The organism is Luteibacter sp. 3190 (genome assembly GCF_031456385.1).
In the GTDB taxonomy this organism is placed as follows: domain Bacteria; phylum Pseudomonadota; class Gammaproteobacteria; order Xanthomonadales; family Rhodanobacteraceae; genus Luteibacter.
Window position 1 is genome coordinate 1,048,177 of sequence record NZ_JAVDUO010000001.1, and the last position, 16,678, is coordinate 1,064,854.

Consider the following 16,678-nt stretch of genomic DNA (forward strand, 5'->3'; position numbering starts at 1 on the left):
ACGACGGCTTGGGATGCGGATCGCCACCTCCCCATGGCGAACCGGTGTTACGGCAGGCGGTAGTCCTTCAGCTGCTCACGCAGCTTGCCCTTCATCACCTTTCCGGTGGCGCCGAGTGGGATCGTGTCGAGGAAGACGACGTCGTCGGGGATCTGCCACTTCGCCGTCTTGCCGGCGTAGAAGGCCAGCAGGTCTTCCCGGGACACCACGCTGCCGGGGCGCCTGACCGCGACCACGATGGGACGTTCGTCCCACTTCGGATGCGGAATGCCGATGCAGGCGGCCAGGGAGATGTCCGGATGCGCGACCGCGATGTTTTCGATGTCGATCGAGCTGATCCACTCGCCGCCGGACTTCACGAGGTCCTTGCTGCGGTCGGTGATCTGCATGAAGCCGTCGACGTCGATCGTCGCCACGTCGCCCGTGGGGAACCACTCGCGGCCTTGCGCGTCGCGCACGAGCGGCGACCCGGCCTCGCTGTCGAAGTAGTCCTTCGCGACCCACGGGCCGCGGACCACCAGCTCGCCGCCGGTCTTCCCGTCCCACGGTAGAGCGTGGCCCTCCTCGTCGAGGATGCCCATGTCGATACCGAAGATGGCCCGGCCCTGTTTCGCCCGAAGCGTGGCCTGTTCGTGCGCCGGCAGGTCGAGTTGACGGCTTTTCAGCGTGCAGATGGTGCCTAGTGGCGACAGCTCCGTCATGCCCCACGCGTGCAACACCTCGACGTCGAATTCGGTCTGGAAGGCGTCGATCATCGCCGGCGGGCAGGCCGAGCCGCCGATGACCGTGCGACGGAGCGAGGAGAACTTCAGCCAGTGACCGTGCAGGTGGTCGAGCAGCGTTTGCCAGATCGTCGGGACGCCACCGGCGAACGTGACCTGTTCCGACTCGATCAGTTCGTAGATCGACGCGCCGTCGAGCGCGGGTCCGGGAAGCACGAGCTTCGCGCCGGTGAGCGCGCACGAGTACGGCAGGCCCCACGCGTTGACGTGGAACATCGGCACCACCGGAAGCACCGTGTCGCGCGCCGAGAGGCACATGGCGTCCGGCAGGCTCACGGCGTACGCATGCAACAGCGTCGAGCGATGGCTGTAGACCACGCCCTTCGGGTTGCCCGTCGTGCCGCTCGTGTAGCACAGGCTCGACGCCGTGTTCTCGTCGAACTCCGGCCAGTCGTAGGTGGCGGCATGGTCCGCGATCCACGCCTCGTAGCTCACCAGGTCCGGGATGCCCGTGTCGGCGGGCAGGGCGTCGGCGTCGCACAGCGCCACCCAACGTCCGACGGTGGGGCATTGCGCGTGCATGGCCTGGACGATCGGCAGGAACGTGAGGTCGAAGCAGAGGATCCGGTCTTCCGCATGGTTGACGATCCACGCGATCTGGTCGGGGTGCAGGCGCGGGTTGATCGTGTGCAGCACGCGGCCGGAACCGCTGACGCCGTAGTAGAGCTCGAGGTGGCGGTAGCCGTTCCAGGCCAGGGTTGCGACGCGCTCGCTGAAGGCGAGGTAGTCCGCTTCGATCGCATTGGCGACCTGCCGCGAGCGCGACGCGACCGCGCGCCAGGTGGTCCGGTGGATGTCTCCTTCCACCCGCCGCGAAACGATGTCGGTGTCGCCGTGCTGGCGGCTGGCGAACTCGATCAGCGACGAGATCAGGAGGGGTTGGTCTTGCATCAGGCCAAGCATGACGATGTACCTCGCGGCCTTCAGGCCGTCCTGAAGGCGAATTCTTCGAGATGGCCCGACGCGTTGGCCGCGCGGCCCGGATCGGCGGGAAGCTCGACATCGAAGTGCCGCTTCAGCACGTCGCAGATCAGCTCGTAGCACGAGCCGATGCGCACGGCCTCCACGTTGCCGTTGCCGAAGCGCAGGATCGTCGCGGAGCGCTGGTAGGTGTGGTATTTGCGCAGGCCGTAATCGATCACCACGTCCGCGATGTCGATCAGTTCCAGCGGAATGTCCTCGACGCGGAAGCGCGGGCCCGTGCCCGTGAGATTGGCCGACGAGCCGAAGATCGGCAGGCCCGCCTCGCGGGAGAGGCGGCAGACTTCGTCGAACAGCTTCCCGGCGTTGAGCAGCATGCCGAGCGTGCCCTTCCCGGTGCTCGCCGCGAGCGTGACGGGATCGAGCCTCGCGAGCATCGGGTGCTCGGGGCGGAACGCCGCCACGGCGCCGAGCGTGAGGTTGTAGTCCTGCGTGATCATCTCGATCATGTCCTGGCAGCGCGCGTCGAGCACGTGAAGCTCCCGCTGCATCTCCATCGAGCACATCATCGCGTTGCGCTTGTGCTCGCCGCGGCCCTTCGCCACGAAGATGCGGCGGATCGCTTCCGCCGAGCCACCCATCATCGCGTACCCCGCGTCGTTGGGAATGATCGCGATGCCGCCGAGTGCGAGCGCGTCGAAAATGCGCTGCGCGTCGTCTTTGATGTTCAGTCTGGTCATACGTGTGCCTTCTTCGTTGATCCGTATCAGTGGTTGCCCACGAACTGCATGTCGAGCGAGCGCCGGTTCGTCTGTATGCCGAACAGCCCGACGATCACCGCCTGCGCGACGAGCAGGCCGATGAGGCTGTAGACGACGGCGTTGACGCCGTTGATCGCGTAGAGCTGCGCCACGGCCTGAGGCGCGACGATGGCGACCGCGCGGCCGGCCACGCTCGAGATGCCGGCGCCGCGGAGGCGCAGCTCCGTGGGAAACAGTTCCGGGACGTAGGTCGTCCAGCCCATCGTCGTGCCGAGGTACAGCGAGGCGATCAGCGCGATGCCGACGGCCGTCGTGGCCTCGAGGCTGCCCGCGTTGGCGTAGGCGTAACCGAGCACGGCGGAGATCACCGAGGCCAGGACGATCCAGTGCTTCCGGCTCCAGCGATCGATGAGCAGGCCGGCGAGGAAGACGCCGGCGAGGCTGCCGGTCGAAATGAGGGCCGTGTGTCCGAGCGAGGCCTGCACCGCGAGACCCTGCTTCACGAGGAACGTGGGCAACCAGATGATGAAGCCGTAGAGCGCGCTCAGGGCGACGACATTCAGCGTGACGCCGATGACGGTCGAGCGGAGGATCGGCGCGCGGAAGAGGTCCCGCGTCGTGAACGTGGATGCGGCGACGACGCGCGCGTTCGCGAGCGGCGGTAACGGCTTGCCCGTCTGCGTGGACACCTCCGCCTCGATGCGATCCAGGATCGCGTCGGCCTCCCGCCAGCGCCCGACCAGTTCCAGCCAGCGCGGCGATTCCGGCATGCTCTTGCGCATGGCCCACACCACCAGCCCACCCGCGCCGGCGATGACGAACATCCAGCGCCAGCCGAACGTCGGGATGACGAGATAGCCCACCAGGTTCGACGCCAGCAGCGACGCGGTGGCGACGAACAACAGCACGGCGCTCCAGCGCCCCCGGGTGGCGGGCGGCACGAACTCCGAGATGGTCGCGTAGCCGACGACGATCTCCGCGCCCAGCCCGATGCTCATGAGGAAGCGCAGCGCGATCAGCCACTCCATGTTCGGCGCGAACGCCGCGGCGACCGACATCGAGCCGAACAGGCCGAGATTGAACTGGAAGGTGAACTTGCGACCGCGCCGGTCGCCCAGCCACCCCGCGAAGAACGCGCCGATCAGCGCGCCCAGCGCACCGGCCGATGCGAACAGCGCGTTCGCATGGATATCGGCCCAGCCGGACGCCGCGAGCGCCGGCATGATGCCGCTCGCCATGTAGAGATCGAAGCCGTCGAAGAAGAGGCCCAGACCGATCATCATCGCCATGCGGCGGTGGAAGGACGCCGTGGGTAGGCGGTCGAGCCGCTGCGCGGCGGTAGGGCGGTCCGGCGGCGCGGGTGTTCCCGTGCCGTCGACGATCTGGAAAGTCTCGCTTTTCACGTTTGTCTCCGATGTCACGCTTCGCGTGTCCCGGGCGCCGAGGTATCGACGATTCGAGGGTGGGTTCAGATCGACCAGACCCACGGCCGTGCCGCGCGGTCTGCGTTTTGCCATGCGCGGATGGCGTCGTCGTCCTTGAGGGTCCGGTCGATGTCGTCCAGGCCGGTGAGCAACGCCTCCCGGCGCTGGGCATCGACGGTGAACGACAGCGGGGGCTGTCCGGGCGGCTCCAGGCGGAGCCGTTCGAGATCGACTTTCAGCGGCGCGCCCGTGCGGCAGAGGCTGCCGATGGCCTCGACCTCGTCGGCCGGCAGGCGGATGGGAAGCACGCCGTTCTGAAAGCAGTTGCTGTAGAAGATGTCGCCGAAGCTCGGCGCGATGACGCAACGGACGCCCATCTCGCGCAATGCCCACACGGCGCCCTCGCGCGACGAACCGCAGCCGAAGTTCTCGCCGGCGAGAAGGAACGGCGCGCGACGGAACCGGGGCTGGTTCATCACGAAGTCCGGGTCTTCGCTGCCGTCGGGGTGGTAACGCAGCGATTCGAAGCCGTAGGGCCCGAGCTCGCCACGCGGGAGCGTGGTGAGACGCTCGATGCGGATGATGACGTCGGTATCGATGTTCGGTTTCGGGAGCCACGCGGCCGGCCCCGATACGGTCGTGAACGGCTCGCGTTTCACAGGCATGCTCCCGTCACCTGCGCCACGTCGACGATCGCGCCGGCGATCGCGGCGGCGGCCGCCATCGGCGGACTCGCCAGGTGCGTGCGCGCACCGGGTCCCTGACGCCCGACGAAGTTGCGGTTCGACGTGGATACGGAGCGCTGGCCCGGCGGCACACGTTCGCCGTTGGCCGCCACGCACATGCTGCAACCCGGCTCGCGCCACTGGAACCCGGCGGCGAGGAAGACATCGTGCAGCCCTTCGGCCTCGGCGGCGCGCTTGACGGATTCGGATCCCGGCACCACCCACGCCGTGACGCCCGGCGCGACGTGCCGGTCGCGCGCGACCTCGGCCGCGGCGCGCAGGTCGCTCAGGCGCGCGTTGGCACAGGAGCCGATGAATACCCAGTCCACGGGCGTACCCGCGATCGGCTGCCCGGCGGTCAGGCCCATGTAGTCGAGCGCCGCACGCAGCGCCTCGCGCTGCGTCGCGTCGTGCACGTCCATCGGATCCGGGACGTTGGCGTCGATCGGCAGGGCATGCTCGGGACTCGTGCCCCATGTCACGGTAGCGCGTACCGCCGAGGCGTCGATGATTTCCTCGCGGTCCGGCTGCGAATCCGGATCGCTGGCGAGGGTGCGCCAGTAAGCCACGGCCCGATCGAAGTCCTCGCCGGCGGGCGCGAAGGGTCGGCCGCGCAGGTAGTCGAAGGTGTGCTCATCCGGCGCGACGATGCCGGCCCGCGCGCCGAGTTCCACCGACAGGTTGCACAGCGTGAGTCGCCCTTCGACGCTCAGGGCCTCGATGGCGGGGCCGGTGTATTCGATGACGCTCTCGACGCCGGCGGAAGCGCCCAGCTTCCCGATGATGTGCAGCGCGAGGTCCTTCGCCGTCACGCCGACGCCAAGGCGTCCTTCGCAACGGATGCGCAGCTCCCTGGGTTTGCGCATCCGCAAGGTCTGCGTGGCGAGCGCATGGGTGCTCTCCGACGAGCCGACGCCGAACGCGAGCGCGCCGAGGCCGCCGTTCGTGCACGTATGGCTGTCGCCGCAGATGACCGTCAGGCCCGGGAGCACGATGCCGAGTTCCGGGCCCATCACGTGGACGATGCCCTGGCCCGGCTCGCCGAGGTCGAACAGGCGCACGTTCATCGCCGCGCTGCGGCTCTTCAGGGCCGCATGCAACTTTCCGCCTTGCGGAAACGTGGTGGCGACACGTCCCGGCTGGCTCGACACGGCGTGGTCCGGCGTCGCGAACACGAGGCGGGCGTCGTGGAGATCCAGGCCACGTTCGGCGACTTCCGCGAGTGCCGGCGGGCCGGAGAGGTCGTGCAGCAGGTGGCGATCGATGTGGAGCAGGGCCCAGCCGTCGCCGAGGTCGCGCACCACGTGCGCGTCCCACAGTTTGTCGAAGAGGGTACGGGCGGTCATGGCGTCGTCACGTCCTCGCCGAGGAAACGCGAACGCAGCGCGTCCCAGCGATCGGCGTCGAAGCGGCGGAACATCTGCGCGATGTTCTGCTCGCGCGGCGGCGATACCCGCGTGCGGCGAAGCGTCGCCAGCACGGCGTCGGTGGCGTCGATCGTGGCCATGAAGACCAGTGCCGGGAGGATGGCCATCCGGTAGCCCATCGACTCCGCCTCGCCGAGATCCGAGAGAGGCGTGCGACCGCCGGGCACGACGTTGAGCACGCAGGGACCGGCGACGAGTCGCGGCACCGACGCCGCTTCGTCGAGCGTCTGCGTGGCTTCGACGAACGCCATGTCGGCGCCCGCGTCGAGCGCCGCGTTGGCACGCCAGACGGCCTCGTCGAAACCGAGCACGGCGCGGGCGTCGGTGCGCGCGATGATGCCGAACCCGGGATGGCGGCGCGCCGCCACGGCGGCGCGGATCTTGGCCAGGAATTCCTGACGCGACACGACTTCCTTGCCGTCGAGGTGCCCGCAGCGCTTGGGCATCACCTGGTCCTCGATGTGGATCGCCGCGACGCCGCGCGCTTCGTACTCGCGGACGCAGCGGGTGACATTGAGTTCGTTGCCGAAGCCGGTGTCCGCGTCGGCGATCAGGGGGATACCGATCGCGCGCGCCATCGTGCCGGCGTTCTCGACCATCTCCGTCATGGTGATCAGGCCGAGGTCGGGGTAGCCGCGTGCGAGGGCGGTGCCCGCGCCGGTCATGTACGCGGCGGCGAAGCCGGCCTCTTCGATCAGCCGCGCACCGATCGCGTCGTACGCACCCGGCACGATCGTCATGCCGGGTGCCGCGAGCAACGCACCGAGTCCCGAGGATTCAGACATACACCGACACCCGTTCCGTACCCACCAAAGTTGTCTAGAGTGTTGAACAACTAGACATGGGGCGTCAAGCGTCTGTTATGCTGCACTGCATGAAAAATGAAGCACTTACGCGCACAAAAGGGACGGCCTTGCACAGGCAGATTTTCCTCGTGCTCAAGGACGGCATCGCGCAAGGGACCTACGCACCGGGCACGGCGCTGCCGAAGGAAGAGGCGCTCGTGCAGCTCTTTGGCGTGGCGCGCGCCACGGTGCGCAGGGCGCTCGCCGATCTCGAAGCGGAAGGACTCGTGCAGCGCCGTCACGGCAGCGGCACGTACGTCACCGACAACCTCACCACCGGTGCGAATCTCTCGGCGCTGAGCTTCATCGACGAACTCAAACACACCGCGCAGTCGACGGATGTGCGCGTCGTGACGCTCGAAACGATCGCGCCGCCTCCTGGCATCAACGCGTTCCTTCGGATTCCGCGTCCGGGCCGCGTCGTGCACGCGGTGCGCGTGCGCGTCGCCAGCGACACGCCGTTGATGATCACCGAAGCCTGGGTGCCGGCGGATATCGGCAAGGACATCACGACGGCGGCGCTGAAGCGCAGTCCGATGTACGCGCTGCTCAACGCGATGGGCGTGCGCTTCGGACGCGTGGTGCAGGAGATCAGCGCCGAGTCGGCGGATCCGTATCGCGCGAAGCTGCTCGAATGCGACCTCAGCACCGCGCTGATCCGCATGTCGCGCGTGATGCACGATCACACCGGACGTCCGGTGATGTACGTCACCGCGCACCTCACGCCACGGTACAGCCGCATCCTGATGGAAGTGCCGGGCGACGCGATCGACACGCTGAGCGCGGGCCACATCATCCACGACCCGTCGCTGGTGGGAAACGCCGCCACGCGAAGCAAACGTTCGCGGACGTAGCGGGGCAGGGGCGACGCGTGTCGCCCCGTGACGGTCACATGCCCGCGTAGTTCGGTCCGCCGCCACCCTGCGGCGCGACCCACACGATGTTCTGCATCGGATCCTTGATGTCGCAGGTCTTGCAGTGCACGCAGTTCTGCGCGTTGATCTGCAGCCTGGGCGCGCCTTCGTCGATGCCGACGTACTCGTAGACGCCCGCGGGGCAGTACCTGGCCTCCGGGCCGGCGTACTGCGTGAGGTTCACGCGCACGGGCAGCGAGCGGTCCTTCAGCGTGAGATGCGCCGGCTGGTTCTCGTCGTGGTGGGTGCTGGAGAGGAACACCGAACTCAGGCGATCGAAGGTGAGGACGCCGTCGGGTTTCGGGTAGACGATCCGCGGACTCGTCGCGGCCGGGCGCAGGTTGGCGTGGTCGGGCGTATGGTGATGAAGCGTCCAGGGCGGCTCGCGGAAGCCGAGCTTCGGCAGCAGCCATTGTTCGATACCGGTCATCGCCGTCGCGACGGCGCGGCCCTTCTTGAACCATTGCTTGAAGTTCTTCGCCTGGCGCAGTTCGGCATGCAGCCAGCTCCGCTCGAACTCCGCCGGATACGCGCTCAGCTCGTCGTGCGCGCGACCCTCGGCGATGGCGACGAACGCCGCCTCGGCGGCGAGCATGCCCGTCTTGATCGCCGCATGGCTGCCCTTGATGCGGCTCGCATTGAGGAAGCCGGCTTCGCAACCCACGAGCGCGCCGCCGGGGAAGACGGTCTTCGGCAGCGAGAGCAGACCGCCCGCGGTGATGGCGCGCGCGCCGTATCCGATCCGCGTGCCGCCCTCCAGGTGCTTGCGGATCGACGGATGCGTCTTGAAGCGCTGGAGCTCGTCGAAGGGCGACAGCCAGGGGTTGCCGTAATCCAGACCGACGACGAAGCCCACGGCGATCTTGCCGTCCTCCGCGTGATAGAGGAACGAGCCGCCGTACGTGTCGTCCTCCAGCGGCCATCCGGCGGTGTGCACCACGAGCCCCGGCTGGTGTCGCGCGGGATCGGCCTGCCACAACTCCTTGATGCCGATACCGTAGCTCTGCGGATCGCGCCCGTCGTCGAGGCGGAACCGGTCGATGAGTTCGCGGCCGAGCTGGCCGCGCGCCCCTTCGGCGAAGATCGTATAGCGGGCGTGCAACGCCATGCCGAGCTGGAACTGGTCGGTCGGCTCGCCATCCTTGCCGATGCCCATGTCGCCGGTCGCCACGCCCTTGACCGCACCCGCGTCGTCGTACAGGACTTCCGCCGCGGGAAAGCCGGGGAAGATCTCCACGCCCAGCGCTTCGGCCTGCGTCGCCAGCCAGCGCACGACGGCGCCCAGGCTGACGATGTAGTTTCCGCGGTTGTGGAAGCACGCCGGCAGCAGCCACTCCGGCGTGGCGCGGGCGCCGCTTTCGCCGAGGAACAGGAACTCGTCACGGGTGACCGGCTGGGTCAGGGGCGCGCCGCGCTCTTTCCAGTCGGGGAAGAGTTCGGTGAGCGCCCTCGGGTCCATGATCGCGCCGGAAAGGATGTGCGCGCCCGGTTCGGAGCCCTTTTCGAGAACGCAGACCGACAGTTCGCGCCCCGCGGCCGCGGCGAGCTGCTTCAGGCGGATGGCGGTGGCGAGGCCGCCGGGACCGGCACCCACGACCACGACGTCGTAGTCCATGGATTCGCGCGGGCCGTGGGCGGCGAGGAGTGCTTCTGGCGTCATGATGCGTTCCGGTCAGAACTGCGCGGGATCGAGCGCCAGCGCGTCCTCGATCGCGTCGGGCGAACGGATCGTGGCGGCATGGCTGCTGGCGCGCGGCAGCACGTGCGCGGCGTAGAAGTGCGCCGTCGCGATCTTCGTCGCGTGGAAGTCCGGATCCTCGTGGCGCCTGGCGGTCGAAACCAGCAGGGCGCGCGCCATCTGCCATCCGCACAGCACCACGCCGCACAGTTCGAGGTAGGGCACGCCGGCGCCGTAAACGGCGTTCGGGCGCTCCGCGGCGTTCTGGAGCAGGAACGCGATGGCATCGGCCATGAGGTCGCGGCCGGCCCGCAGGTTCCGGCGCATCGTCTCGAAGGCTGGCGTCGCCGCGTCGGCGTGGGCGTCGAGTTCGGCCAGCGTGCCGTCGATCTTCTGCAGGAACCAGCCTGCCGTCGCGCCGCGGTCACGCAGGGTCTTGCGGCCCACCAGATCGTTCGCCTGGATCGCCGTCGTGCCTTCGTAGATCGTCAGGATGCGGGCATCGCGCAGGAACTGCGCCGCACCGGTTTCCTCGACGAAGCCCATGCCGCCGTGGATCTGGATGCCGAGGCTGGCGACGTCGATCGAACGTTCGGTGCTCCAGCCCTTCACGATCGGCACGAGGAATTCGTAGGCCGCGCGATGCAGCGCCTGCTCGTCGGCGTCGGCGGCATGGTGCGCCACATCCGAGTGACCCGCCGCGACATAGGCGAGGGCACGCGCACCTTCGGTCAGGGCGCGCATCTCCATGAGCATGCGCCGGACATCGGGGTGCCGGATGATCGCCACGGCACCCTTCGCCGAGCCGTCGACGGGGCGGCTCTGCACGCGGTCGCGCGCATAGCCGACGGCCTTCTGATAGGCCGCCTCTGCGACCGCGACGCCTTGCAGGCCGACGGCATACCGCGCGGCGTTCATCATCACGAACATGTACTCGAGGCCACGATTGACCTCGCCGACGAGGTGGCCGACCGCGCCGTCGTACTGCAGCACGGCCGTGGGGCTCGCCTTGATGCCGAGCTTGTGCTCGATCGACACGCATTCCACCGCGTTGCGTTCACCGGGCGCGCCGTCGTCGCCGACGAGGAACTTCGGCACCGCGAAGAGCGAGATGCCCTTGATGCCTTCCGGCGCGTCCGGCACGCGGGCCAGCACGAGGTGCACGATGTTGTCGGTGAGGTCGTGCTCGCCCCAGGTGATGAAGATCTTCGTGCCGTGGATCCGGTGCGAGCCATCGGCCTGCGGTTCGGCGCGCGCGCGCAGGAGCGCCAGATCCGATCCGGCCTGCGGCTCCGTGAGGTTCATGGTGCCGGTCCATTCGCCGGCGATCAGCTTCGGAAGATAGCGTTCCTTAAGCTCGTCGGACGCGGCGGTGAGCAGCGCCTCGATCGCGCCATCGGTGAGCAGCGGGCACAGGCCGAACGACAGGTTCGCCGCCTGCAGCATCTCCGCGCACGGTGCCGAGATCACCTTGGGCAGGCCCTGACCACCGTATTCGCCCGGATGCGAGATGCCCTGCCAGCCGCCGTCGACGTAGTGCTTGTACGCATCGCGGAAGCCCGGCGACGAGGTGACGTTGCCGTCGTCCCAGTGGCTGGGCTGGCGGTCGCCCGCGGCGTTCAGCGGGGCGAGGACCTCGCCGCTCAGGTTCGCGGCTTCCTCCAGCACGGCGCGCGCGAGGTCGAGCGTGGCCTCGCTCATGCCGGGAAGACCGGCGATGCGGTCCATGCCGACGAGGTGCTCGAGCACGAAGGTCATGTCCTTCACGGGGGCGGCGTATGTCATGCGGGTATCCAGTCGATGGCGGAATGCGTCACCCGCCATCGTAGGCATCCGGCACGGCGGCGGGTTACCGAATCCCGCCGAGGTACTGACAAAATCCGCCACCCTGGCCGGAGCGTCAGTCCGGGCTGCGGTACGCGCCCGGGGTGCTGCCCGTCCAGCGGCGGAACGCGCGGTGGAAGGCGGTCGGGTTGTCGAAACCCACGGCGCCCGCGACTTCCGCGATGGAGGCGTTCGTATGCGTCAGCGTCCGGATGGCGATATCGCGACGCACTTCGTCCTTGATCGCCTGGAAGGTGGTGCCTTCGATGGCGAGCTTGCGGCACAGCGTGCGCTCCGAACAGAACAGGCTTTCCGCGACGTCGCCGGTGGTCGGCATGTCCGGCAGTAGCGCGACGATGCGCTGCCGCACCCGGTGGCAGGTCATCTGCGTGGCCAGCGAGACGAAGATCCAGTCTTCGGGTGCGCGATCGAGGAAACGACGCAGGTCCGCCTTGCGCTGCCGCACCGGCAGATCGAGGAAGCTGGCGGGGAACGCGATGCGCGTGGAGCGCTGCCTGAAATGCACCGGACCCGGAAACAGGTACAGATAATCGCTCGCCAGCGACGGGGCCGGGAAGTCGAACAAGGCCTCGTCGAGCGGGATGTTCTGCCGCACCAGCCACGAGGCGACGCCGTGGGCGAGCTTGAGCATGAGCATCTTGCCGAGCGGCGTGACGCCCGGACCTTCCGCCGGGGTCGTCAGCTCCAGCGCCCCGACGCCGTCCTCGCTGTGCAGCGTGAGCTGAAAGTCGTCGAGGATCAGATGGAAGAACTGGCAGTAGCGGTGCAGGGCCACCTCGAGGCGCGGCGCATCGAGCAGGCTCAGGCAAAGGAACTTCAGCGATCCGCCACGCAGCGGCCGGCTGAAGATGCCCGGCATCTCGTCGTCGAATTCGGCGGCCAGCAGACGGTACAGCTGCGAGAATTGCTCCTGCGTGACGCGTGCACCGGGCTTGCGAAGCAGTCCCGGCGGAATGCCGGATCGCTCGGCGAGACGCGACACGGCGGCGCGATCGGCCCCCGACAGGAAGCCGTTGACGATGGAAATGGGCACCGTCGCGGAGAGGGCGTCCTGATGTGTTCCCGTGCGGGTCATTCGGTCCTGCATCGCCTATGCTTCTGGCCTTCCGGCACCACCAGCGTGACATTATGCGGGTGTCCACAATGATGGCGTTACGGCCGGGTCCGACCATGCGCGCCCGATTGCCGAACAGATGGCGTGAGTCTCAGGTTCCCGAAGCGGCGCCGACGCGAAGCAGGACGGATCCGTGCCGGGGTAGGGCTTCGCTGTAGCCCTCGTTTGTCGGAAGCGAGCGATGGTTCCAGAGGTCGCGCACATTCCTCGGCTTCGCGAACCGCTGTCCAAGGCGACTCCACGGGAAGGTGACCCGCGCGGGTGTCTCGCCCCGGTTGAAGAAGCCCACCACCCGCGAGCCATCGCTCATATCCCGGACGAGCACCTCCACGTCGCCCTGCGTCTCCAGCCGACGCGCGGGCAGGCCGGCGGGGTCCTGATCGACGGCGATCACTTCGCGGTTGAGCAGGATGGCCTTGGTTTCGGCGTCCATGCCGCGAAGGTCGTTGCCGGCGAGCAGCGGGGCGGGGAGCAGCGACCACAGGCTCATCTGGGTGCGGTATTCGTCCACGGTCATGCCGCCGTTGCCGATCTCCAGCATGTCCGGGTCGTTCCAGTGGCCGGGGCCCGACCATGCGGCCAGATCGAGTTGCCGGAATCCGCGTTCGGACATCGACGACCAGTCGTCGCTGATGTCGGGCGTGGTGCGCCAGAGGTTGGCGCCCGTCTCCGGACCCCATTTCCAGATGTCGAACTGACCGGACTGCGAGAGGCTGTAGACGATCGGCCGGCCCGTCCTGCGTAGCGCCTGGCCCATGCGGCGGAACAGCGCCTGCTGGTTCTCCAGGGTGACCGGATACTGGTCACGGGCGCCGCAGTAATCGTATTTGAGGAAATCCACGCCCCACTTCGCATAGGTGCGTGCATCCTGGTCCTCGTGGCCGAAGCTGCCCTCGAATCCCGCGCAGGTCTTCGCGCCCGGCGACGAGTAGATGCCCAGCTTAAGGCCCCGGGCATGCACGTAGTCCGCCAGCGCCTTCATGTCGCCGAACTTGTCGTTCGGGCGTATGGCTCCGAAGGCATCGCGGACACCTTCCCACGTGTCGTCGATGTTCACGTACACGTAGCCCGCATCGCGCATGCCGTTGGCCACCATGGCGTCGGCCATGCCGCGAACGTCGTCCGCGGTGATGCGCCCGGCGAAATGGTTCCAGCTGTTCCAGCCCATGGGGGGAGTCCGGGCGAGGCCGTTCGCCGGCACGGCGTCGACCGGCGGGACGGCTGGCCCGCCGTCACGGGCCGAAGCCATCAGGCACGTGGCCAGGCCGAGAACGAGGGCGGAGTGGCGCAGTACACGATGCGAGGTCATTCGCGCTTCCCTGGGAGGATGCCGGCATGGTACCCGGCCGGCCCGTGCCGCGGTCGGAGGCCGCTCGGATCGTCCCGGCGTCTGCACCGTGGCCTCACATTTTATCCATCACGATATCGCCGGACCCCTGTTCGGTAACCTGCGTGAATTCCAGCCCTTTCAATATCGACGTCGATGTCCAGTCCGTCCCAGGTCGCGGTTACGTCGCGACGTATCTGATCGTCGACCCGGACGGGAACGTTCTTCGTAAGCGCCGCCTGGCCCGTCGTTTTTCCGCTTATTCCGAAGCGATGGCGTGCGCGCTCGACGCCGCCAAGGGCACCGTCGAGTCGCTGGCCGCATCCGTGCCGGCAGGCGTCCTCGCCTACCAGCCCACTCCTTCCGGCGAGATGGCGCTGAACGGCGGCATGCCTTGATGCGCGCGGCGCCGATCGGCCGCCGGGCGCACGGCGGATGACTGGCCTCGGCTGCAAGGGTTGCGGAAACGCCGACGAGGTCGCGCGCGGCATCACCATGGCGTTCCACCCCATCGTCGACGTACCGGCACATGCCGTGTTCGCTCACGAGGCGTTGGTCCGCGGGCTGGGCGGCGAAACCGCAGCCCAGGTGATCGAACATGTCGGACAGGACAACCGTTACGCGTTCGACCAGGCCTGTCGCATGGTCGCGATCCGCACGGCGGCCCGGGTTGGCCCACCGGCGTTGCTCTCGATCAATTTCATGCCCAACGCGGTGTACAACCCCGAGCACTGCCTGCAGGCGACGTTCGCCGCCGCCCGGGAAGCGGATTGGCCGCTGGAGCGCGTGATCTTCGAAGTGACCGAGCACGAGGAGGTCATCGACCACGACCACCTCGTCCGCGTCCTCGCGGCCTATAAGGCGCATGGCTTCCTCACGGCGATCGACGATTTCGGCGCCGGCTTCGCGGGGATGAACCTGCTGGCCGATTTCCAGCCCGACCTCGTCAAGCTCGACATCGGCCTCATCCGCCGTATCGACGGCAGCCGCCCGCGGCAGATGATCGTGCGCCACATGGCCGCCCTGTGCGGCGAGCTCGGCGTGCAGGTCATCGCGGAGGGCGTGGAGACCGAGGGCGAATGCAGGGCGCTGCTCGACCTGGGCATCCGCCTGCAGCAGGGTTTTTTCTTCGCAAGACCGCTCACGGGCGGATTGCCCGACATCCACTGGCCGGAGGCCGGGCATTCGCACGGGTAGCCCGTTCGGTGCGGGCGCGCGAAAATGTCGGGCGAAGCATAGGATCGACGATGACTGAACACACCAACCACGGCCGGCAGAAAACCCGGGTCGTCTACGAAGGGGTCGACCACCCCGGAAGCGATATCTTCTTCGCCGCGGTGTCCACCACGCGGATGCCGATGATCGTCACGGATCCGCGGACGCCGGACAACCCCATCATCTTCGCCAACCCGGCCTTCCTGCGGATGACCGGCTACACGACCGAAGAGCTGCTGGGAAGGAATTGCCGGCTTCTGCAGGGGCCGGGCACCGATCGCGTGACGATCTCGGCCATCCGCGACGCGGTCGCGGCCAATCAGGAAATCGCGACCGAGATCCTCAACTATCGGAAGGACGGCTCGACGTTCTGGAACGCGCTGTTCATCTCGCCCGTCTACGACGCGAACGGCGAGGTCGTGTACTTCTTCGCCTCGCAGCTGGACGTGAGCCGTCGGCGTGATGCCGAGGACGCGCTGCGCCAGGCGCAGAAGATGGAGGCCCTCGGCCAGCTGACCGGCGGCATCGCGCACGACTTCAACAACCTCCTGCAGCTGATGATCGGCTACGTGGAGTCGGTGGAGGTGGGGCTGACGCATCCCGAGATCGACAGGGACAAGCTGCTGCGCTTCATCGGCGGTGCGCGCGCGGGCATCCAGCGCGCCTCGACCCTGACGTCCCAGCTGCTGGCGTTCTCGCGCAAGCAGACCCTGCAGGGCAGGGTCGTCAATCCGAACCAGATCGTCGCGGACATGCAGGACATGCTCGCACGTTCGCTCGGGGACGACATCGTCCTCGAGCTCGATCTCGCCGCCGACACGCGGAACGCGCGCCTCGATCCGACCCAGGCGGAAGTGGCGCTCCTCAACGTCGCCATCAACGCCCGCGACGCGATGGACGGCCGTCCCGACAAGCGGCTGGTGATCCGCTCGCGCAATGCCACGCCGCTGGAAATCAACGATCAGGGCGAGCTGGCCACGCGTGGCGGGTCGTTCGTCGCCATCGACGTCATCGACAACGGCAGCGGCATGGCGCCCGACGTCGTCACGCGGGTGATGGACCCGTTCTTCACTACGAAGGAAGAAGGCAAGGGCACCGGCCTCGGCCTCTCGATGGTCTACGGGTTCGCGAAGCAGTCGGGCGGCGCCGTCGCCATCGACTCGGCGGTGGGGGAGGGCACGACCCTGACCATGTATTTCCCGGTCGCGATCGAGCAGGAGGACGGGCGGGGTCCTGAGCCGGTCCGACGCATCGATCGCGCCGCGGACCGGTCGGGGCATGAGCGCGTGCTCGTGGTCGACGACCGTCCGGATCTCGCGACACTGGCCCAGAGCATCCTCGAATCCCACGGCTACGACGTCGTGGCGCTCACCGATCCGCAGGAGGCCTTGCATCGGATCGAGCAGGGGCCGGCCTTCGATATCCTGTTCACCGACATCGTCATGCCGGGGAGCCTCAACGGCGTCGCGCTCGCCCGGCGGGCCCGGTCGATCAACCCCGGCCTCAAGGTCCTGCTGACCACGGGATACGCATCGCAGTCCGTGCAGCGGACGGACGCGGGCGGCATCGCCTTCGACGTGCTCAACAAGCCTTATTCCCGGCTCGACCTGCTGCGGAAGATCCGGTTCGTGCTGGACGGACCCACTGGCGTCAGCTGACCGGCGGCGACACAGGCATCGGCCACGGCCCCGAACCACGGC

14 protein-coding genes are annotated in these 16,678 nt (G+C 68.0%); 4 read left to right on the plus strand and 10 right to left on the minus strand.

The features are described 5' to 3' along the window. Positions 1-47: 47 nt before the first annotated feature. The 6 genes from J2X58_RS04835 to J2X58_RS04860 all read right to left on the minus strand — a co-directional run bounded on the left by J2X58_RS04835 (position 48) and on the right by J2X58_RS04860 (position 6,825). Positions 48-1,685 carry a 3-(methylthio)propionyl-CoA ligase gene (locus J2X58_RS04835; RefSeq protein WP_310046707.1) on the minus strand — a complete coding sequence of 546 codons (1,638 nt, stop codon included), beginning with the start codon at positions 1,683-1,685 and terminating at the stop codon, positions 48-50. A gap of 20 nt (positions 1,686-1,705) precedes the next feature. Beyond that, positions 1,706-2,443, minus strand: a complete 738-nt coding sequence (locus J2X58_RS04840; RefSeq protein ID WP_310046708.1) for a Sua5/YciO/YrdC/YwlC family protein — start codon at positions 2,441-2,443, stop codon at positions 1,706-1,708. A gap of 26 nt (positions 2,444-2,469) precedes the next feature. Continuing rightward, complete coding sequence (locus J2X58_RS04845) at positions 2,470-3,867, minus strand: MFS transporter (RefSeq protein ID WP_310046709.1); 1,398 nt, start codon at positions 3,865-3,867, stop codon at positions 2,470-2,472. A gap of 65 nt (positions 3,868-3,932) precedes the next feature. After that, positions 3,933-4,553, minus strand: a complete 621-nt coding sequence (gene leuD / locus J2X58_RS04850) for a 3-isopropylmalate dehydratase small subunit (RefSeq protein ID WP_310046710.1) — start codon at positions 4,551-4,553, stop codon at positions 3,933-3,935. Next, the gene (gene leuC, locus J2X58_RS04855; protein ID WP_310046711.1) at positions 4,544-5,959 is read right to left on the minus strand and encodes a 3-isopropylmalate dehydratase large subunit; all 1,416 of its coding nucleotides are present in this window, start codon (positions 5,957-5,959) and stop codon (positions 4,544-4,546) included. The genes leuD and leuC overlap by 10 nt, the downstream gene beginning before the upstream one ends. Then, complete coding sequence (locus J2X58_RS04860; protein ID WP_310046712.1) at positions 5,956-6,825, minus strand: isocitrate lyase/PEP mutase family protein; 870 nt, start codon at positions 6,823-6,825, stop codon at positions 5,956-5,958. Before J2X58_RS04860 ends, leuC begins: the two co-directional genes overlap by 4 nt. A 128-nt stretch (positions 6,826-6,953) precedes the next feature. On the opposite strand from J2X58_RS04860, the gene J2X58_RS04865 reads away from it, so the two are divergent. Then, the gene (locus tag J2X58_RS04865; protein ID WP_218143183.1) at positions 6,954-7,739 is read left to right on the plus strand and encodes a GntR family transcriptional regulator; all 786 of its coding nucleotides are present in this window, start codon (positions 6,954-6,956) and stop codon (positions 7,737-7,739) included. Between the two features lie 34 nt (positions 7,740-7,773). On the opposite strand, the gene J2X58_RS04870 is transcribed toward J2X58_RS04865, so the two are convergent. The 4 genes from J2X58_RS04870 to J2X58_RS04885 all read right to left on the minus strand — a co-directional run bounded on the left by J2X58_RS04870 (position 7,774) and on the right by J2X58_RS04885 (position 13,745). Then, entirely contained in the window at positions 7,774-9,459 is a 1,686-nt protein-coding gene (locus tag J2X58_RS04870) for an electron transfer flavoprotein-ubiquinone oxidoreductase (protein ID WP_310046713.1), read from the minus strand. 12 nt (positions 9,460-9,471) lie between these two features. Next, positions 9,472-11,262, minus strand: coding sequence for an acyl-CoA dehydrogenase (locus tag J2X58_RS04875; protein WP_310046714.1), 1,791 nt, complete (start codon positions 11,260-11,262; stop codon positions 9,472-9,474). Positions 11,263-11,377: 115 nt separating this feature from the next. Continuing rightward, a complete protein-coding gene (locus J2X58_RS04880) occupies positions 11,378-12,397 on the minus strand; it encodes an AraC family transcriptional regulator (protein ID WP_310046715.1) in 1,020 nt (339 codons plus the stop codon). 130 nt (positions 12,398-12,527) lie between these two features. Continuing rightward, positions 12,528-13,745: a glycoside hydrolase family 27 protein gene (locus J2X58_RS04885; protein WP_310046716.1), complete on the minus strand. Its 1,218-nt coding sequence runs from the start codon at positions 13,743-13,745 to the stop codon at positions 12,528-12,530. Between the two features lie 143 nt (positions 13,746-13,888). On the opposite strand from J2X58_RS04885, the gene J2X58_RS04890 reads away from it, so the two are divergent. From J2X58_RS04890 to J2X58_RS04900, 3 genes are read left to right on the plus strand one after another with little or no spacing between them, the layout of a single operon-like run. Continuing rightward, the gene (locus J2X58_RS04890) at positions 13,889-14,161 is read left to right on the plus strand and encodes a hypothetical protein (RefSeq protein ID WP_090179191.1); all 273 of its coding nucleotides are present in this window, start codon (positions 13,889-13,891) and stop codon (positions 14,159-14,161) included. Between the two features lie 37 nt (positions 14,162-14,198). Next, positions 14,199-14,960: an EAL domain-containing protein gene (locus tag J2X58_RS04895; protein ID WP_310046718.1), complete on the plus strand. Its 762-nt coding sequence runs from the start codon at positions 14,199-14,201 to the stop codon at positions 14,958-14,960. 50 nt (positions 14,961-15,010) lie between these two features. Then, positions 15,011-16,636 carry a histidine kinase famiy protein gene (locus J2X58_RS04900; RefSeq protein ID WP_310046719.1) on the plus strand — a complete coding sequence of 542 codons (1,626 nt, stop codon included), beginning with the start codon at positions 15,011-15,013 and terminating at the stop codon, positions 16,634-16,636. Positions 16,637-16,678: the final 42 nt, after the last annotated feature.